General features: G+C 71.7%; 15 protein-coding genes. 7 read left to right on the forward strand and 8 right to left on the reverse strand.

What is annotated here, in order from left to right; all coding sequences use genetic code 11:
- Positions 1-5 precede the first annotated feature (5 nt).
- A complete protein-coding gene (locus DFH01_RS17855; RefSeq protein WP_233256167.1) occupies positions 6-614 on the forward strand; it encodes a TRAP transporter small permease in 609 nt (202 codons plus the stop codon).
- A gap of 184 nt (positions 615-798) precedes the next feature.
- On the forward strand, positions 799-2,076 hold the full coding sequence (locus tag DFH01_RS17860; RefSeq protein ID WP_109871842.1) for a TRAP transporter large permease: 1,278 nt from the start codon (positions 799-801) through the stop codon (positions 2,074-2,076).
- Positions 2,077-2,085: 9 nt separating this feature from the next.
- Here the strand turns inward: DFH01_RS17860 and DFH01_RS17865 are convergent, their stop codons facing one another.
- The 6 genes from DFH01_RS17865 to DFH01_RS17890 form a co-directional block, all read right to left on the reverse strand.
- Positions 2,086-2,292 carry a hypothetical protein gene (locus DFH01_RS17865; RefSeq protein WP_109871843.1) on the reverse strand — a complete coding sequence of 69 codons (207 nt, stop codon included), beginning with the start codon at positions 2,290-2,292 and terminating at the stop codon, positions 2,086-2,088.
- A gap of 50 nt (positions 2,293-2,342) precedes the next feature.
- Positions 2,343-2,651: a YdhR family protein gene (locus tag DFH01_RS17870; protein WP_109871844.1), complete on the reverse strand. Its 309-nt coding sequence runs from the start codon at positions 2,649-2,651 to the stop codon at positions 2,343-2,345.
- Positions 2,651-3,499: a fumarylacetoacetate hydrolase family protein gene (locus DFH01_RS17875; protein ID WP_109871845.1), complete on the reverse strand. Its 849-nt coding sequence runs from the start codon at positions 3,497-3,499 to the stop codon at positions 2,651-2,653. The genes DFH01_RS17870 and DFH01_RS17875 overlap by 1 nt, the downstream gene beginning before the upstream one ends.
- A 110-nt stretch (positions 3,500-3,609) precedes the next feature.
- Positions 3,610-4,359 (reverse strand): SDR family oxidoreductase, encoded by a 750-nt coding sequence (locus tag DFH01_RS17880; RefSeq protein WP_109871846.1) that lies wholly within the window; start codon positions 4,357-4,359, stop codon positions 3,610-3,612.
- A gap of 78 nt (positions 4,360-4,437) precedes the next feature.
- Positions 4,438-5,313 carry a response regulator gene (locus DFH01_RS17885; RefSeq protein WP_109871847.1) on the reverse strand — a complete coding sequence of 292 codons (876 nt, stop codon included), beginning with the start codon at positions 5,311-5,313 and terminating at the stop codon, positions 4,438-4,440.
- A gap of 109 nt (positions 5,314-5,422) precedes the next feature.
- Complete coding sequence (locus DFH01_RS17890) at positions 5,423-7,225, reverse strand: IlvD/Edd family dehydratase (RefSeq protein WP_109871848.1); 1,803 nt, start codon at positions 7,223-7,225, stop codon at positions 5,423-5,425.
- Between the two features lie 272 nt (positions 7,226-7,497).
- On the opposite strand from DFH01_RS17890, the gene DFH01_RS17895 reads away from it, so the two are divergent.
- Together DFH01_RS17895 and DFH01_RS17900 are read left to right on the forward strand one after the other, a co-directional pair.
- Positions 7,498-8,256 carry a response regulator gene (locus DFH01_RS17895; protein WP_109871849.1) on the forward strand — a complete coding sequence of 253 codons (759 nt, stop codon included), beginning with the start codon at positions 7,498-7,500 and terminating at the stop codon, positions 8,254-8,256.
- Complete coding sequence (locus tag DFH01_RS17900; RefSeq protein WP_109871850.1) at positions 8,228-9,748, forward strand: PAS domain-containing sensor histidine kinase; 1,521 nt, start codon at positions 8,228-8,230, stop codon at positions 9,746-9,748. Before DFH01_RS17895 ends, DFH01_RS17900 begins: the two co-directional genes overlap by 29 nt.
- 198 nt (positions 9,749-9,946) lie before the next feature.
- Here the strand turns inward: DFH01_RS17900 and DFH01_RS17905 are convergent, their stop codons facing one another.
- Both DFH01_RS17905 and DFH01_RS17910 read right to left on the reverse strand, forming a co-directional pair.
- On the reverse strand, positions 9,947-10,264 hold the full coding sequence (locus DFH01_RS17905) for a hypothetical protein (protein WP_109871851.1): 318 nt from the start codon (positions 10,262-10,264) through the stop codon (positions 9,947-9,949).
- 114 nt (positions 10,265-10,378) lie between these two features.
- Positions 10,379-11,422, reverse strand: a complete 1,044-nt coding sequence (locus DFH01_RS17910; protein ID WP_109871852.1) for an alpha/beta hydrolase — start codon at positions 11,420-11,422, stop codon at positions 10,379-10,381.
- A gap of 115 nt (positions 11,423-11,537) precedes the next feature.
- Between DFH01_RS17910 and DFH01_RS17915 the strand changes: the two genes are divergently transcribed.
- From DFH01_RS17915 to DFH01_RS17925, 3 genes are read left to right on the forward strand one after another with little or no spacing between them, the layout of a single operon-like run.
- Positions 11,538-12,953, forward strand: coding sequence for an MATE family efflux transporter (locus DFH01_RS17915; protein ID WP_233256168.1), 1,416 nt, complete (start codon positions 11,538-11,540; stop codon positions 12,951-12,953).
- 8 nt (positions 12,954-12,961) lie between these two features.
- The gene (locus tag DFH01_RS17920) at positions 12,962-13,396 is read left to right on the forward strand and encodes a PaaI family thioesterase (RefSeq protein ID WP_109871853.1); all 435 of its coding nucleotides are present in this window, start codon (positions 12,962-12,964) and stop codon (positions 13,394-13,396) included.
- A gap of 5 nt (positions 13,397-13,401) precedes the next feature.
- Complete coding sequence (locus DFH01_RS17925) at positions 13,402-14,403, forward strand: asparaginase (RefSeq protein WP_109871854.1); 1,002 nt, start codon at positions 13,402-13,404, stop codon at positions 14,401-14,403.
- The last annotated feature ends 3 nt before the right edge of the window (positions 14,404-14,406 follow it).

Below are 14,406 nucleotides of genomic sequence, written 5' to 3' on the forward strand. Positions count from 1 at the left end.
AGCCGATGAACCCGATGAACGTCATGCCGCTGCAGGTGACCGTCGCCGCGACGGTCGTCGCGGTCGGCGTCGCGCTCTGGGCGGGGCGCGAGCAGGGGCGGGGTGGCGGGCCACGCAGCGCCGTCCGCCGTGCGGTGCTGGCTCTCGACCGCGTCTCGACCGGGGTCGCGTCCATCCTGGCCTGCATCGCGCTGGCCGTCGCGGTCAGCGCCGGCGCCTGGCAGGTCTTCTCCCGCTTCGCCACGGAGACGCCCTCGCCCTGGTCCGAGGCGCTGGTGCGGATCTCCCTGATCTGGATGTGCTACCTGGGCGTGGCGGTGGCGCTGCGCGCGGGCGCGCTGGTCTCGATCGACGTGGCGCACCGCTATTCGCGGGGCGCGGTGCGGCGCGCGGTGGAGGCAGCGACGCTCGCCTTCGTGCTCTCCTTCATGGGGGTGATGTTCTGGTTCGGCTGGGCGATGACGGAGCGCGTGCAGTTCCAGACCATCGCCGGGCTGGAGTTCTCGATGGCCTACGCCTATGCCGCCATCCCGCTCGGCGCGGTCTTCGCGATGGTGGGCGCGACCGCGCATTTCCTCGACCGCCGCGCCGAGGAACTGGAGAACGCGGTATGAGCCGCCGTCCCGTCCAGGACTGGCGGATCGCGCCCCGCGCGATCCGAGGCCGCGAAAGCGGCCCGCGCCCAGACCATCATCACCGCTTGATGCGCCAGTGCGCGGCGCGACACGCCGAAGGCGTGCTGCTCGCACGACGCCAAGCGCGCGGATGCGCGCGCCCGCCGTCTGAGGGCACCCAACAATGAGCGGCGCGATGCTCACGGTGATGCTGGTGCTGTTCGCAGCCAGCATCCCCGTTGCGGTGGCGATCGGCGTCGCCGCGGTGGTCGGCATCGCCGGCTACACCAGTTTCCCGCTGATCGTCGCGGCGCAGCAGCTCTTCGTCGGCATCGACCGCTTCCCGCTGGCCGCCATCCCGTTCTTCATCCTGGCGGGCAACCTTATGGAGGTCGGCGGGATCAGCCGCCGCCTGGTGGATTTCGCAAAATCCATCGTCGGCCGCATCCAGGGCGGGCTGCCGGCCACCTGCGTCCTGACCTGCATGATCTTCGCCGCGATCAGCGGCTCCTCGGTCGCGACCACCTTCGCGATCGGGGCCATCATGATCCCGGCGCTGGTGCGCGCCGGCTATCCGGTGGCCTTCGCCGCCGCGCTGCAGGCGACGGCGGCCGAGCTCGGGGTGGTCATCCCGCCCTCCATCCCGATGATCCTCTACGGCGTCTCGACCCAGACCTCGATCCCGGAGCTGTTCCTCGCCGGCTTCGGGCCGGGGCTGCTGATCGCTGCCGCGCTGGTCGGCACGGTGCTGGTCTGGTGCCGCATCAAGGGCTGGGGGAAGCTCGACGGCGAGGGAAGGCTGCCCTTCCTGCAGGCCACGAAGCAGGCGGGCTGGGCGCTGTTCATGCCGGTGGTCGTGCTCGGCGGCATCTATGGCGGCATCACCACGCCGACCGAGGCCTCCGTCGTCGCCGTGGTCTATGCGCTGATCGTCGGGCTGCTGATCCACCGCGAGATCCGCCCGCGCGACCTCTATCCGATCTTCCGCAAGTCGGTGATCAGCTCCGCGGTGATCATGTTCATCATCGCCTGCGCGGCGCTGTTCTCCTGGCTGCTGAACCGCCAGGGCGTGCCCGACATGGCGGCCGAGTGGCTGGTGCAGACCTTCGACGAGGCGTCCTGGTACCTGCTGGCTGTGAACCTGTTCCTCTTCGTCGTCGGCATGTTCGTGGAGACCTCGGCCTCCATCATCGTGCTCGCGCCGATCCTGCAGGAGGCGGCGGGTCGCCTCGGCGTGGATGGCGTGCATTTCGGCACGATCATGGTGGTGAACCTGGCGATGGGCATGATCACGCCACCCTTCGGCGTGAACCTGTTCGCCGCGGCGCAGGTGGCAGGCACCAGCATCGACAAGATGATGCGCTACCTGCCGGTCTTCATCGGCGTGATCTTCGCCTGCCTGATGGTGCTGACCTACGTGCCCTGGATCACGCTGGCGCTGCCGACCCTGGTCTTCCGCTGACGGAACCGCTCAGCGCCCCTGCGCAAGCCGGGCAATCAGTTCGCGCACATGGAAGCATTGCGCGACCTGGTGGCCCGCATCGGGGCGCAGCGCCGGCGGCGGCGTGGTGACGCGGTCCGCCCAGGCCCGGCATTCCGCGGCACTGTCGAAGTAGCGGGTTTCCAGGACCGGCTGGCCGCCCGCCACGGCCAGCACCAAGGCGACCCATGCGCCCATCGCATTCCCTCCCGGTGGTCACCGGGTGGAACGCGGGTTCCGGGCCGCGGTTACGGGATCGGCGCCCGGTCGATGCGGCTCAAAAGCGCGTTGATGCCGCGATAGGTCGCCTCGATGCCCGTGACGCCGCGCGCGGCGAGGCGCGCAGCATGCATCGCGTGATAGGCCTCGGCGGCCGCGCGGTTCTCGAACAGGTAGATGCCGCCGGCGCGGCCGGCGGCGGGCTCCTCCGTCCAGATCTTCCAAAGCAGCCCGCGCTGGCCGGCGATGTCCTCGGCCAGCGGCTTGAGCGCCTCGGTCCGGTCGGGACCGAAGGCGCTGTTGGGGAAGTCGAAGATCAGGACGGTGAGGTCGGACATCAGCCCGAATAGGCCACCGTGCGCTGCGTCTGCTCGCCGAGGCCCTGGATGGAGAGCTTCATCACCTGCCCCGCCTTCAGGAACATCGGCGGCTTCTGGCCGAGGCCGACGCCGGGCGGCGTGCCGGTGGAGATCACGTCGCCCGGATGCAGCGTGATGAAGTGCGAGACGTAGGAGACCAGGTGTCGCACGCCGAAGATCATGGTGCGCGTGGAGCCGTTCTGCATGCGCTGGCCATCCACGTCGAGCGTCATCGCCAGGTCCTGCGGATCCGCGATCTCGTCCTTCGTCACCAGCCAGGGGCCGAGCGGGCCGAAGGTGTCGCAGCCCTTGCCCTTGTCCCAGGTGCCGCCGCGCTCGATCTGCCATTCGCGCTCCGACACGTCGTTGCAGACGGCGTAGCCGGCGACATGGTCCATCGCGGCGTCCTCGGACACGCACTTGGCCGTGCTGCCGATGATGACGGCGAGCTCCACTTCCCAGTCGGTCTTCACGCTGCCCTTCGGGATGATCACGTCGTCATTCGGGCCGCAGAGCGCGCCGAGCGACTTCAGGAACACGATCGGCTCCTTCGGGATCGCCGCACCCGTCTCCGCCGCGTGGTCGGCGTAGTTCAGGCCGATGCAGATGAAGTTCGTCAGCCCCGTCACCGGCGGGCCGAGGCGCGGATTGCCGGAGACCGCCGGCAGCTTCGACGCATCGAGCGCCGCGAGCTTCGCGAGCCCGGCGGGGGAGAGCGCATCGCCCTTGAGGTCGGCGATGACGCCGGACAGGTCGCGGATCGTGCCGGAGGCATCGAGCATGCCGGGCTTCTCGGCGCCGGCGGGACCGTATCGGAGGAGTTTCATGGCGGTTTTCCTAACCCGTGTGGCGTGGGCCGGCTAGATCAGAGAAGTGGCGCTGCCCCCACCCCGACCCTCCCCCGCACTGCGGGGGAGGGAGAAGTGGAGGGCACACGTCACAACATCCAACCGCCGTCGATGACGATGGCCTGGCCGGTGACGAAGGCGCTTTCGTCGCTGGCGAGGTAGACGGCCAGCGCCGCCATCTCCTCCGCCGTCGCCAGCCGTCCCATCGCCTGGCGCGCGACGAAGGCGGCGCGGGCGGCGTCCAGGCCGCCGGCCTGCGCGGCATTGGCGGCGATGCGGTCGCCGAGGCTCGGCGTGTCCACCGTGCCGGGGCAGATCGCGTTGCAGCGGATGCCCTGCGTCACGTATTCGGTCGCGATGCTCTTGGTCAGGCCGATCACCGCGGCCTTGGTGGTGCCGTAGATGAAGCGGTTCGGCGCGCCCTTCAGGGAGGAGCAGGCGCTGCTCATGTTCACGATGGCGCCGCGCTTGCGTTCCAGCATCCCCGGCAGCACCGCGCGCGACATCCGCCACATGGAGCGGACATTCAGGTCGAAGGCGAAGTCCCACTCCGCTTCGGTCGCGGTCAGCACCGTGTTCTGGTGCACGAAGCCCGCGCAGTTGAACAGGATGTCGACCGGCCCGGCGGCCTTCGCCGCGGCCTCGATCGCCGCGGCGTCCAGCATGTCGAGCGGCTGCGTGGAGAGGCCCGGCGCGCGCAGCTCGGCCAGTTTCGCAGCGTCCTTGTCGGTGGCGATCACCTCGGCGCCCTCGGCGGCGAAGGCGAGCGCGGTGGCCCGCCCGATGCCCTGCGCCGCGGCCGTCACGAAGGCGCGCTTGCCCGCCAGACGTCCCGCCATGCCGCTTCCTCCACGAACCTTGCCGGCGGACCTTGAGCAGGCGACGGCGGCGCGTCAACCGCCCCGCGCGGCGGCGCGTCAGCCGGGCGCGGTCGAGAGCCCGGCCGCGCGCAGCGCCGCGGTGCCGTCCTCGACCCGCTCGCGCAGCGCCAGCAGCAGCGCATGGCCCGCCGCGCCGCCACCGCCGGTGAGCCGCTCGCGCAGCACAGCATCCAGCGTGTCGAGATGCGCCTGCACCGTCGCCCAGGCGACGCGATGCCGCGCATGGCCGCGTTCCAGCACGCGGCAGAGCGAGGTGGCGACGCCGGTGACCAGCGGGTAGCCAAGGCTCGCGCCCTCGCCGCGCAGCGTGTGCGCCGCGCGGAACAGCCGCGCCGCGGCCTCGCGCGAGGACGGGTGCGTGCGGCAGGCGAGCCAGGCGGCATGCAATTCGTCGAGGCAGGGGGCGGGCCCCTCGCCGGGCGCGGCGAGCCGCCGCTCGGCCTCAGGCGGGGGCAGGTATTGGCGGCGCCGGCAGGGGCCGCGGAAGGCGCGGGCCTGCACGAAGGGCCGCGGCTGCTCGAGGATGGCGGCCACGCGTTCAGCCAGCCCGCCCGCGCTGATCGGCTTGGCGAGGAACTCCGTCACGCCGGCGTCGCGCGCGGCGTTGATGCGCCATTGCTCGGTATGGGCGGTGACCATCAGCACGGGCGTCCGGCGCAGCCGCGCATCGGGCAGGGCGCGCAGGCTGCGCACGAAATGCAGCCCGTCCGGCGGTGGCATCTCCCAGTCGGCGATGACGAGGTCGGGCGGCAGGCGATGCAGCTCGGCCAGCGCCGCCGCCACGTCGGCGGCCTCGCGCGGCGCCGGCACCCAGAAGCTGCGCAGCACGCCTTTCAGCAGCTCCCGCATGGAGCGGCTGTCGTCCAGGATCAGCACGTCCAGCCGCTGCAGGCGGTCGAGCAGATGCTTCATGCCGCGCGGCAGTGTCGCCGCGCGGCATTAACGCGAGGCGAACGGGCTGCATGTTGGGCGGGCCGATTCAGACCTTCGGGGCTGACGCCCCTGCGGTCATCGGGCCGCGTCAGTGGTTGTGGCGGCTTTCGCCCCGCGTCTCCAGGATGTTCAGGTAGAGCGTCGCGGGTTCCAGGCAGGCACCGGTGCCGAGCTGGCCGACATTGTTCCGGTAGATCTCCTCCCAGGGCGTCTTGTTCAGCAGCTTCGGCGGCGTCCAGGCGGCCTTGCGCGCGGCCAGTTCCTCAGCCGGGATCAGCACGTCCACGCGGCGGTTCTTCAGGTCGATGCGGATGCGGTCGCCATGCTTCAGCAGCGCCAGCCCGCCGCCCACCGCCGCTTCCGGCGTGACGTTCAGGATGGAGGGGCTGCCCGAAGTGCCGCTCTGCCGCCCGTCGCCCATGGTCGGCAGCGCGTTGACGCCCTGTTTGATCAGCGCCGCCGGCGGCTGCATATTCACCACCTCGGCGCTGCCCGGATAGCCGACGGGACCGCAGTTGCGGACGACGAGGATCGTCTTCTCGTCGATGCCGAGCGACGGATCCTCGATGCGGGCGTGGTAGTCCTCCGGCCCTTCGAACACCGCGGCCTTGCCTTCGAACACGTCCGGGTCGTCGGAGAAGAAGCGCTTGCGGAATTCCTCGTCGATGACGCTCACCTTGATGACGGCGTTGTCGAAGATGTTGCCGGTCAGCACCAGGTAGCCGGCCTTCTCCTTCATCGGCTTCCCGAAGCTGCGGATCACCTCGCGGTCGGGGGAGAGCGGCACGTCCTTCAGGTTCTCGGCGACGGTCTTGCCTGTCACGGTCATCACGTCGCCATGCAGGCGGCCGGCTTCCAGCAGCTCCTTCATCACCGCGGGCACGCCGCCGGCGCGGTGGAAGGCCTCGCCCAGGAAGCGGCCGGCGGGCTGGCAATCCACCAGCAGCGGCAGGTCGGCGCCGACGCGCTGCCAGTCCTCCAGCGTGTGGTCCACGCCCATGTGGCGCGCGATGGCGATCATGTGCGGCGGGCAGTTGCTGCTGGCGCCGATCGCGCTGGCGACGGCGACCGCGTTCTCGAAGGCCTTCTTCGTCATCACCGCGGAGGGGGTCAGGTTCTCCTTCACCATCTCCACGATGCGCCGGCCGGACCAGTAGGCCATCTGCGCCCGTTCCCGATGCGGCCCGGGGATGGCGGCGCAGCCGGTCAGGCTCATGCCGACCGCTTCGACCAGCGAATTCATGGACAGCGCCGTGCCCATGGTGGAGCAATGCCCCCAGGAGGTGGAGGAAGCCGCCACCGCCTCCATGAACTGGCGGTTGTCGATCTCGCCGGCCGCGAGCATCCGCCGCGCTTCCCAAACGACCGTGCCGGAGCCCACCAGGCGGCCGCGATACCAGCCATCCAGCATCGGCCCGCCGGAGAAAGCGATGGCCGGAATGTTCATCGTCGCCGCCGCCATCAGCGCCGCACCCGGCGTCTTGTCGCAGCCGATGGTCAGAACGACGGCATCCAGCGGGTAGCCGTGCAGGATCTCGACCAGGGAGAGATACTGCAGGTTGCGGTCCAGCGCCGCGGTCGGGCGCTTCAGCGTCTCCTGGATCTGGTGGACGGGGAATTCCAGCGGCACGCCGCCGGCATCGCGGATGCCTTCCTTGATGCGCTGCGACAGGATGGTGTGGTGCCGGTTGCAGGGCGCGATGTCGCTGCCGGTCTGGCTGATGCCGATGATCGGGCGGCCGGACTGCAGCTCGTCGAAGGTCATGCCGAAATTCAGCTGCCGCTCGCAGTAGAGCGAGGTCATGCCGGGGTCCGACGGGTCGTCGAACCAGCGCTGGCTGCGCAGCTTGAAGGGCTTCTTGGTCTGGTCGTGGTCGTCGTGGCTGGCCATGGCGCTTCCCCTACGGTGCGCGGCACCGCGGCGGGCAGTGAGGCGCCCGCGATGCGCGCTGTCAACGCCCGGGGGCGACGCCCGGCGCCGCGGCGGGGTGCCCCGGATGGCCTCCGCGCCGGGGCTCGTTTCGCCGCCATGTTGCGCGGCCGTCGCTTCGTGTCGCCTGTTGCACAATCGTCGCGCAACATGTTGCATCACAAGGCGCTTGCCGCGTCGCGCCGCGCGGGGGACATATGCGGCGCGATTCGCAGCCCAGGAGGGAGGGATCCATGGCGGAGACCGCCGCCATCATCGTCTGCGACGACGAGCCGGACCTGCGCGGCGCGGTGGCCGAGTATCTCGGCAAGCGCGGCCTCGACGTGCGCCAGGCCGAGGACGGCGCCGCGCTGCGCCGCCTGCTGGCGGACCGGCCGGCCGATCTCGTCGTGCTCGACATCGCCATGCCCGGCGAGGACGGGCTTTCGATCGCCCGCGCGCTGCGCGCCGATTCGGACATCGGCATCGTCATGCTGACCGCGGCGGGCGACGTGGTGGATCGGGTCGTCGGTCTCGAGGTCGGCGCGGACGACTACATCGCCAAGCCCGTGGACCTGCGCGAGCTGCTGGCGCGGCTGCGTGCCGTGCTGCGGCGGCGGGAGGCGACGCAGCAGGCGGTGGCCGCCGTGCCTGCCGCCGCGGCGCCCGCCGCCGCGGCGCCCGGCATCCCGCCGGGCAAGCGCGTGCGGATGGGCCGCACCTGGCTCGACCTCGATGCGCGGCGGCTGATCGGCGCGGATGGGGTGGAGATCCCGCTCGGTCCAAGCGAATTCGCCCTGCTGCGCGCCTTCGCCGAGCGCCCAGGCCGGGTGCTGAGCCGCGAGACGCTGCTCGACCTCGCGCATCCGCGCGGCGACGAGCATTTCGACCGCTCGATCGATGTGCGCATCGCGCGCATCCGGCGGAAGGTGGAGGCCGTGCCGGAGCGGCCGGCGGTGATCAAGACCATCCGCGGCGCGGGCTATGTCTTCGACCCTGCCGCCGAAGCCTGAAATCGCCAGGCTGGAGGCCGAGGTGACGCTGCTGCGCGGCGTGCTGGACGCGGCGCCGGCGCGCGTGTGCGTGATCAACCGCGAGCGGCGCTACCTCTATGTGAACCGCGAGTTCGCCGACTTCGCCGGCCGCAGGCCGGAGGAGATCATCGGCATGACGACCACCGAGCTGATCGGCCCCGAGCTGACGGCGAAGCTGAAGCCGGTCTCCGACCGCGCGCTGGCGGGCGAGGTGGTGCGCATGGAAGGCTGGGTGGACTATCGCAAGAACGGGCGCCGCTACATCTCCTACACCTTCTCGCCCTTCGGGACGCAGGGCGCGCCGTCCGACGCCTTCATCAATTCCATGCGCGACCTCACCGACCTGAAGCGGCGGGAGGAGGAGGCGGCGGCGCAGCGCGCGCATCTGCGTGCCATCCTCGAAGGCATCGCGGATGGCGTGAACATCGTCGGGACGGACGCGCGGCTCGTGCTCGCCAATCGCGGCTTCATGCGGATGTACGGCTTCCCCGAGCATCTTGCCGCACCGGGCACGCCGGTAGCCGAGTTCGTGCGCGACCGGATCCGCCGGAGCGACTTCTACGCCGGCGAGGACCCGCAGCGCGCCGAGGAGGAGCTGGTCGTCGCGCGCGTCGCGCAGATCATGACCGCGCCCGCCGGCCGCTTCGAGGAGACACGCCCAGATGGCCGTGTCGTCGAGGTGCGGCGCGAGCGGCTGTCGGACGGCACGCTGGTCAACACCTACATCGACATCACCGCGCGGCGCGAGGCGGAGCGCGCGCAGCGCGCCAGCCGCGACGCGCTGCGCCGCAACGAGCGGCTCTCCGCCATCGCGAGCCTGCTGGCCGGCGTCGCGCATGAGATCAACAATCCCCTCGCCGTCGTCGCCGCGCAGTCGCTGCTGCTCGCCGAGGAGGCGGAGGGCACGCCGATGGCGGAGCGCGCGGAGAAGGTGCGCCTGGCGGCGGAGCGCTGCGGACGCATCGTCGCCAGCCTGCTGGCGAGCGCGCGGCAGAAGCCGGCGCGGCGCGATCCCGTGGATCTGGCGCGCGCGGTGGAGACAGGCCTCGACCTGACGGTGGAGGCCGCGCAGGCGGCGGGGATGGAGCTGCGCGTCGAGCTTGCCCGCGACCTGCCGACGATCCGCGGCGATGCGGACCAGATCGCGCATCTCGTCGGCAACCTGGTCGGCAATGCGCGCTCGGCGCTGGCAGGCGCGGAGCCCGCCGGCGGGATCCGCCGCATCGCGGTGACGCTGCGGCGCGAGGGCACGGCGGCGGTGCTGCGCGTGGCGGACAACGGGCCGGGCGTGCCGGAGGCGCTGCGCGAGCGGGTGTTCGATCCCTTCTTCACCACCAAGCCGGATGGCGAGGGCACGGGCGTCGGCCTCGCGCTCTGCCGCACCATCGCGAAGTCGCATGGCGGCGGCATCGCGGTGGAGGACACGCCCGGCGGTGGCGCGACCTTCGTGGTGCGGTTTCCGCTCGGTTGATCATGCGCCGGGCTTCTGAGGGCAACCGGAGAGAGCGGCTCGCGAAGCGGGCCGAGGCCGCGAACGCGGCCCGCGCCCAGACCGGCCGCAGGCATCAGCGCTTCAGTGCGCGGCGCGAAGCCAAGGCGGCGGAGCCGCCGCCCGGCGTTTGAGGGCACACAAAAAGCGCGCGGAGCGCGCGCCCGGCGTTTGAGCGCACTACTGAATATTGTAGTCGGTGATCTGGCAGGTATCCACGCGGCGCCGCTCATGCGACTGGCCGTTGGCGAGCACCACGCGGATGTCGTTGAGGCACTGGCCCTGCGGCAGGCGGATCACCAGCGTCTGTCCCGGCCCGAGCACGTTCTGCCCCAGCAGATCGCTGCCCCAGGAATTGTCGTTCGCGGAGGAGACGTAGATCTCGTTGATCGTCGCGTTCGAGCGGTTGTTCAGGCGGAAGGAGGGGTCCTGGGCCAGCGCCGGCGTGGCGAGGGCGAGCGCAAGGATGGCGGCGGGCAGGCAGCGGCGCAGCAGCATGGAGGAATTTCCCGAGACTCGGCCGGACCGGTCCGGCACGGCCGCATCCTCGGGCACCGCCTCTGAACCGCGCAATAACACGGCCCCGCCAAAGGCGCCCGCATGGAGAAGATTTCAGCCGGCCGCCGCTTCCTCCAGGAAGACCTGCACGGCCTGGTAGAGCGCGCCGCGATTTCGCTCCATCAGCATGCTGTGCGTGCCCTCGCCGAGCAGGACGCAGCGCTTGCCCGGGCTCGCGGTCAGCAGCGGGAAGATCGTGGTGGCCATGGCGGGCGGCGTGTCGCGGTCCCACTCGCCCACGACCAGCAGCGTCGGCACGGTGACCTTCGCCGGGTCCCAGTAGGGGCGGCCGGACTGCCAGTATTCGCGGCTGTCGAGCAGCACGCCGTTCGGCGCGCGCAGCACGGAGGGGTTGCGCCGCATGCCTTCCGGATCGGTCGCCCAGGTCACGCCGGCCCAGTGCTCGAACCAGCCGGGCGGGATCAGGTTTGCGCGCGCGACCTCGGGCACCCCGTTCATCCAGCGCTCCCGCGCCTGCGTCTGCGTCACCATGCGATAGGCGCCGAGCTGCGCGCCGGGGGAGGCCTGGCTCGCCTGCTCGCGCAGCCATTCCGGCGCGTAGAGCACCAGGCGCTCCACCGCGGCGGCATTCTCGGTGGCGTAGCGCGCGATCAGCGAGCAGCCCCAGGACCAGGCCATCATCTGCATGCGCGGCACGCCGCGCTGCTGGCGGATGAAGGCCGCCGCGGCGCCGATCGCCGCCACGGCCTGGTCGCCGCGCACCAGCGGCGGGTTCGCCTCGGGCGGCTGGGACATCGCCTCGGGACGCGTGGAGCGGCCATAGCCGGGTAGGTCCAGGGACCACACGTCGAAGCCGCGGCCGGCGATGTAGTCCATCCAGGACACGCCCGCGAGCGGCAGGTCGAAGGCGGTGTGCGCCGGATAGGTCGCGCCATGCACGTAGAGCAGCGTGCGGCCCGGCGCGGCCTGCGCGCCTTCGGGGCGCTTGCTGCGCAGGAACACCTCGATGCCCTGCGTCGGGGTCGGCACCATGAATTCCTCGGTGACGATGCGCGGCGCCTGGGCCTCGGCCTCGCGCGAGAGGGTGGCTGCGACAGTCACGATCGCGGGAGCGGCAAGCAGGTGGCGGCGCTGCATCGGGTCGTCTCCTCCGGCATGAGCGGCGTTTCTACCCCGGCCCATGCGCGCCGCCCAGGCGGCACCCGCGCCGCCGGCATGTGCCGTTGCGCGCGCGGCGGTCTAGAGGAGCGCCATGAAGGAAAGCCTCGCCCGCCCGCTGGCCGTGCGCGACGCTTCCGCCTGGCGGGCGGAGGCGGTAGCGATGCTCGTCCTCGCCTGGCCGCTGGTGCTGACCAATCTGACGCAATTCGCGCTGACGCTGACCGACACGGTTTTCCTCGGCCGGCTCGGCACGCAGGAACTGGCCGCCGCGACGCTCGGGATGAACCTGTTCTTCGCCGCGCTGGCGCCCTGCTTCGGCTTGGCGATGGCGGCGGCGCCGATGACCGCGCAGACGCGGGGCCGCGGTCACGGCTTCGTGCGCGGCATGCGGCGTGACGTGCGCGCGGCCTTTTGGGCGGTTGCCGGCGCGACGCTGCCGATCTGGCTGCTGCTGTGGCAGGCCGAGGCGCTGCTGCTGGCGCTCGGGCAGCAGCCGGCGCTCGCCGCGCTGGCGGGCGATTACGTGCGCGCGCTGATGTGGGGCATGCCCTGCTTCTGCGCCTTCGTCGCGCTCCGCGGCTTCCTCGCCGCCGAGCAAAGGCCTGGCGCGGCGCTGGTCGTCTCCTGCTTCGGCATCCTGCTCAACATCCCGCTGAACCTCTGGCTGATCCATGGCGGTCTCGGCGTGCCGCCGCTCGGCGTGGTGGGCGCCGGCATCGCCTCCTCGCTCTGCAACCTGGCGATGCTGGCGGGCCTGCTGCTGCTGATCGCGCGCGACCGGCATCTGCGGCGCTTCCGCATCCTCGGCCGCTGGTGGCGCTTCGATGCGTCGCGGCTGAAGGAGACGGCGGTGATCGGCCTGCCCATCGCGGGCTCCATGCTGCTGGAGATCGGCGTCTTCGCCTTCGCCGCGCTGGTCATGGGCTGGATGGGCGCGCTGGCGGTCGCCGCCCATGCCATCGCGGTGCAGCTGGCCTCGGCCACCTTCATGGTGCCGATGGGCATCGGCCAGGCGGCGACGGCGCGCGTCGGGCTGGCGACCGGTGCCGGCGACCGCGCCGCAGCCGAGCGCGCGGGCTGGGTCGCGCTGGCGCTCGGCGCGGGCTTCATGGCGTTCTCGGCGGCGCTGCTGATCCTGTTCGGCGGCTGGATCGCCTGGGGGTTCCTCGACGCCGCCAACCCGGGCGCGGCGGAGACCGCGCGGCTTGCTGCGGCGCTGCTGGTGGTGGCCGGGCTGTTCCAACTGGCCGACGGCGTGCAGGCCGTGGCCTCCGGCGCGCTGCGTGGGCTGAAGGATACGCGCGTACCGATGCTGCTGGCCGGCTTCGGCTATTGGGTGGCGGGCCTGCCGCTCGGGCTGCTGCTCGCCTTTCCGGGCGGGCTCGGGCCGGTCGGCGTCTGGATCGGCCTGGCGGTCGGGCTGTTCCTGGTCGCGGGGCTCATGACCTGGCGCTGGCGCGGTCTTTCGCGCGGCGACCGCTTGACGGCGCGCCGCCGGCCCGCGTGACTGGCGCCATGACGGCGATCTGGCAGCGACAGGTAGACCTCGAGGCGATCAATGCGCGGCTCCAGCGCGGCGCGGCGGGCGTCTTCGGCATCACGGTGACGGCGCTGCTGCCCGATGCGCTCGAGGCCACGATGCCGGTGGAGGCGCGGCACCTGCAGCCGATGGGCGCGCTGCATGGCGGCGTCTCGGTGGTGCTGGCGGAGACGCTGGGCACGCTTGGCTGCATCCTGGCGCTGCCGGAGGATCGCCGCGCCGTCGGCCTGGAGGTGAACGCAAACCACATGGCGAGCGTCGCGCCCGGCCAGGTGGTGACCGCGCTCTGCCGGCCGCTGCATCTGGGCCGCACGACACAGGTCTGGCAGACGGAGATCCGGCGCGCGGACGGCAAGCTGGCCTGTGTCTCGCGCCTGACCTGCGCGGTGATCGAGGGGAGCATCACGTGAGCGGCATGTGCAAACCGAAAGTCGCGGTCATCGGCACCGGCGGCACCATCGCGTCCCAGGGCCGCGGGCCGCTGGACACGCAGGACTACGCCTCCTCCGGGCGGCCGATCCTGACGGCGGCGGAACTCGTCGCCGGCGTGCCGGCGCTGGCCGAGGTGGCGGATGTCGTGCCCGTGCCCTTCGCCAACATCCCCTCCACCGCGATCGGCTGGACGGAATGGCGCGCGCTGCTGGCCTGCATCGCCGAGACCAAGGCCGCGCATCCCGACCTCGCCGGCATCGTCGTCACTCACGGCACGGCGACGCTGGAGGAGACGGCCTATTTCCTCTCGCTGACCCTGCCCGACGAGATGCCGGTGGTGATCACCGGCGCGCAGCGGCCCTTCACCGCGCTCTCCTCCGACGCGCCGATGAACCTGGTGGATGCGGTGCGCGTCGCGGCCGATCCCCAATCGCGCGGCCTCGGTGTGCTGGTGGTGCTGAACGACGAGGTGCATGCGGCGCGCGAGGTGACCAAGACCTCGACCGGTCGCCTGCAGACCTTCCGCAGCCCCGATCTCGGCGCGCTCGGCCATGTGGATGCCGACCGCGTCAGCCTGTGGCGCCGCCCGGCGCGGCTGCTGCCGATGGCCGAGCATTTCGACGTGCGCGGGATCGAGACGCCGCCGCGGGTGGACGTGACCTATTCGGTCGCGGGCGGCGACGGGCTCGCGGTGCGCGCCTTCCTCGATGCCGGCGCGCAGGGCATCGTGGCGGCGGCCTTCGCGCCCGGCTTCACCACGCCGGCGGAGCGCGACGCGCTCGGCGTTGCCATCGCCGCGGGCTGCGTCGTGGTGCTGTCCTCCCGCGCCGGATCAGGCCGCGCCTTCCCGACGCGCCGCTATGGCGAGCAGGGCTTCGTCAGCGCCGACAACCTCAACCCGCAGAAGGCGCGCGTGCTGCTGATGCTGGCGCTGACCCGCACCCGCGACCGCGCGGCGATCGCGGAGCTGTTTGCGCGCGCTTGAGCG

The sequence above is a fragment of the Falsiroseomonas bella genome (assembly GCF_003173615.1).
GTDB lineage: Bacteria > Pseudomonadota > Alphaproteobacteria > Acetobacterales > Acetobacteraceae > Falsiroseomonas > Falsiroseomonas bella.

Excerpts from the sequence above, each read along its gene's own strand:
- DFH01_RS17875 (WP_109871845.1), bottom strand. The coding sequence starts at position 3,499 with ATGAAACTCCTCCGATACGGTCCCGCCGGCGCCGAGAAGCCCGGCATG.
- DFH01_RS17895 (WP_109871849.1), top strand. The coding sequence starts at position 7,498 with ATGGCGGAGACCGCCGCCATCATCGTCTGCGACGACGAGCCGGACCTG.
- DFH01_RS17885 (WP_109871847.1), bottom strand. The coding sequence starts at position 5,313 with ATGAAGCATCTGCTCGACCGCCTGCAGCGGCTGGACGTGCTGATCCTG.
- DFH01_RS17855 (WP_233256167.1), top strand. The coding sequence starts at position 6 with ATGAACCCGATGAACGTCATGCCGCTGCAGGTGACCGTCGCCGCGACG.
- DFH01_RS17910 (WP_109871852.1), bottom strand. The coding sequence starts at position 11,422 with ATGCAGCGCCGCCACCTGCTTGCCGCTCCCGCGATCGTGACTGTCGCA.
- DFH01_RS17865 (WP_109871843.1), bottom strand. The coding sequence starts at position 2,292 with ATGGGCGCATGGGTCGCCTTGGTGCTGGCCGTGGCGGGCGGCCAGCCG.
- DFH01_RS17905 (WP_109871851.1), bottom strand. The coding sequence starts at position 10,264 with ATGCTGCTGCGCCGCTGCCTGCCCGCCGCCATCCTTGCGCTCGCCCTC.
- DFH01_RS17890 (WP_109871848.1), bottom strand. The coding sequence starts at position 7,225 with ATGGCCAGCCACGACGACCACGACCAGACCAAGAAGCCCTTCAAGCTG.
- DFH01_RS17915 (WP_233256168.1), top strand. The coding sequence starts at position 11,538 with ATGAAGGAAAGCCTCGCCCGCCCGCTGGCCGTGCGCGACGCTTCCGCC.
- DFH01_RS17900 (WP_109871850.1), top strand. The coding sequence starts at position 8,228 with ATGTCTTCGACCCTGCCGCCGAAGCCTGAAATCGCCAGGCTGGAGGCC.
- DFH01_RS17860 (WP_109871842.1), top strand. The coding sequence starts at position 799 with ATGAGCGGCGCGATGCTCACGGTGATGCTGGTGCTGTTCGCAGCCAGC.
- DFH01_RS17870 (WP_109871844.1), bottom strand. The coding sequence starts at position 2,651 with ATGTCCGACCTCACCGTCCTGATCTTCGACTTCCCCAACAGCGCCTTC.
- DFH01_RS17880 (WP_109871846.1), bottom strand. The coding sequence starts at position 4,359 with ATGGCGGGACGTCTGGCGGGCAAGCGCGCCTTCGTGACGGCCGCGGCG.
- DFH01_RS17920 (WP_109871853.1), top strand. The coding sequence starts at position 12,962 with ATGACGGCGATCTGGCAGCGACAGGTAGACCTCGAGGCGATCAATGCG.
- DFH01_RS17925 (WP_109871854.1), top strand. The coding sequence starts at position 13,402 with ATGTGCAAACCGAAAGTCGCGGTCATCGGCACCGGCGGCACCATCGCG.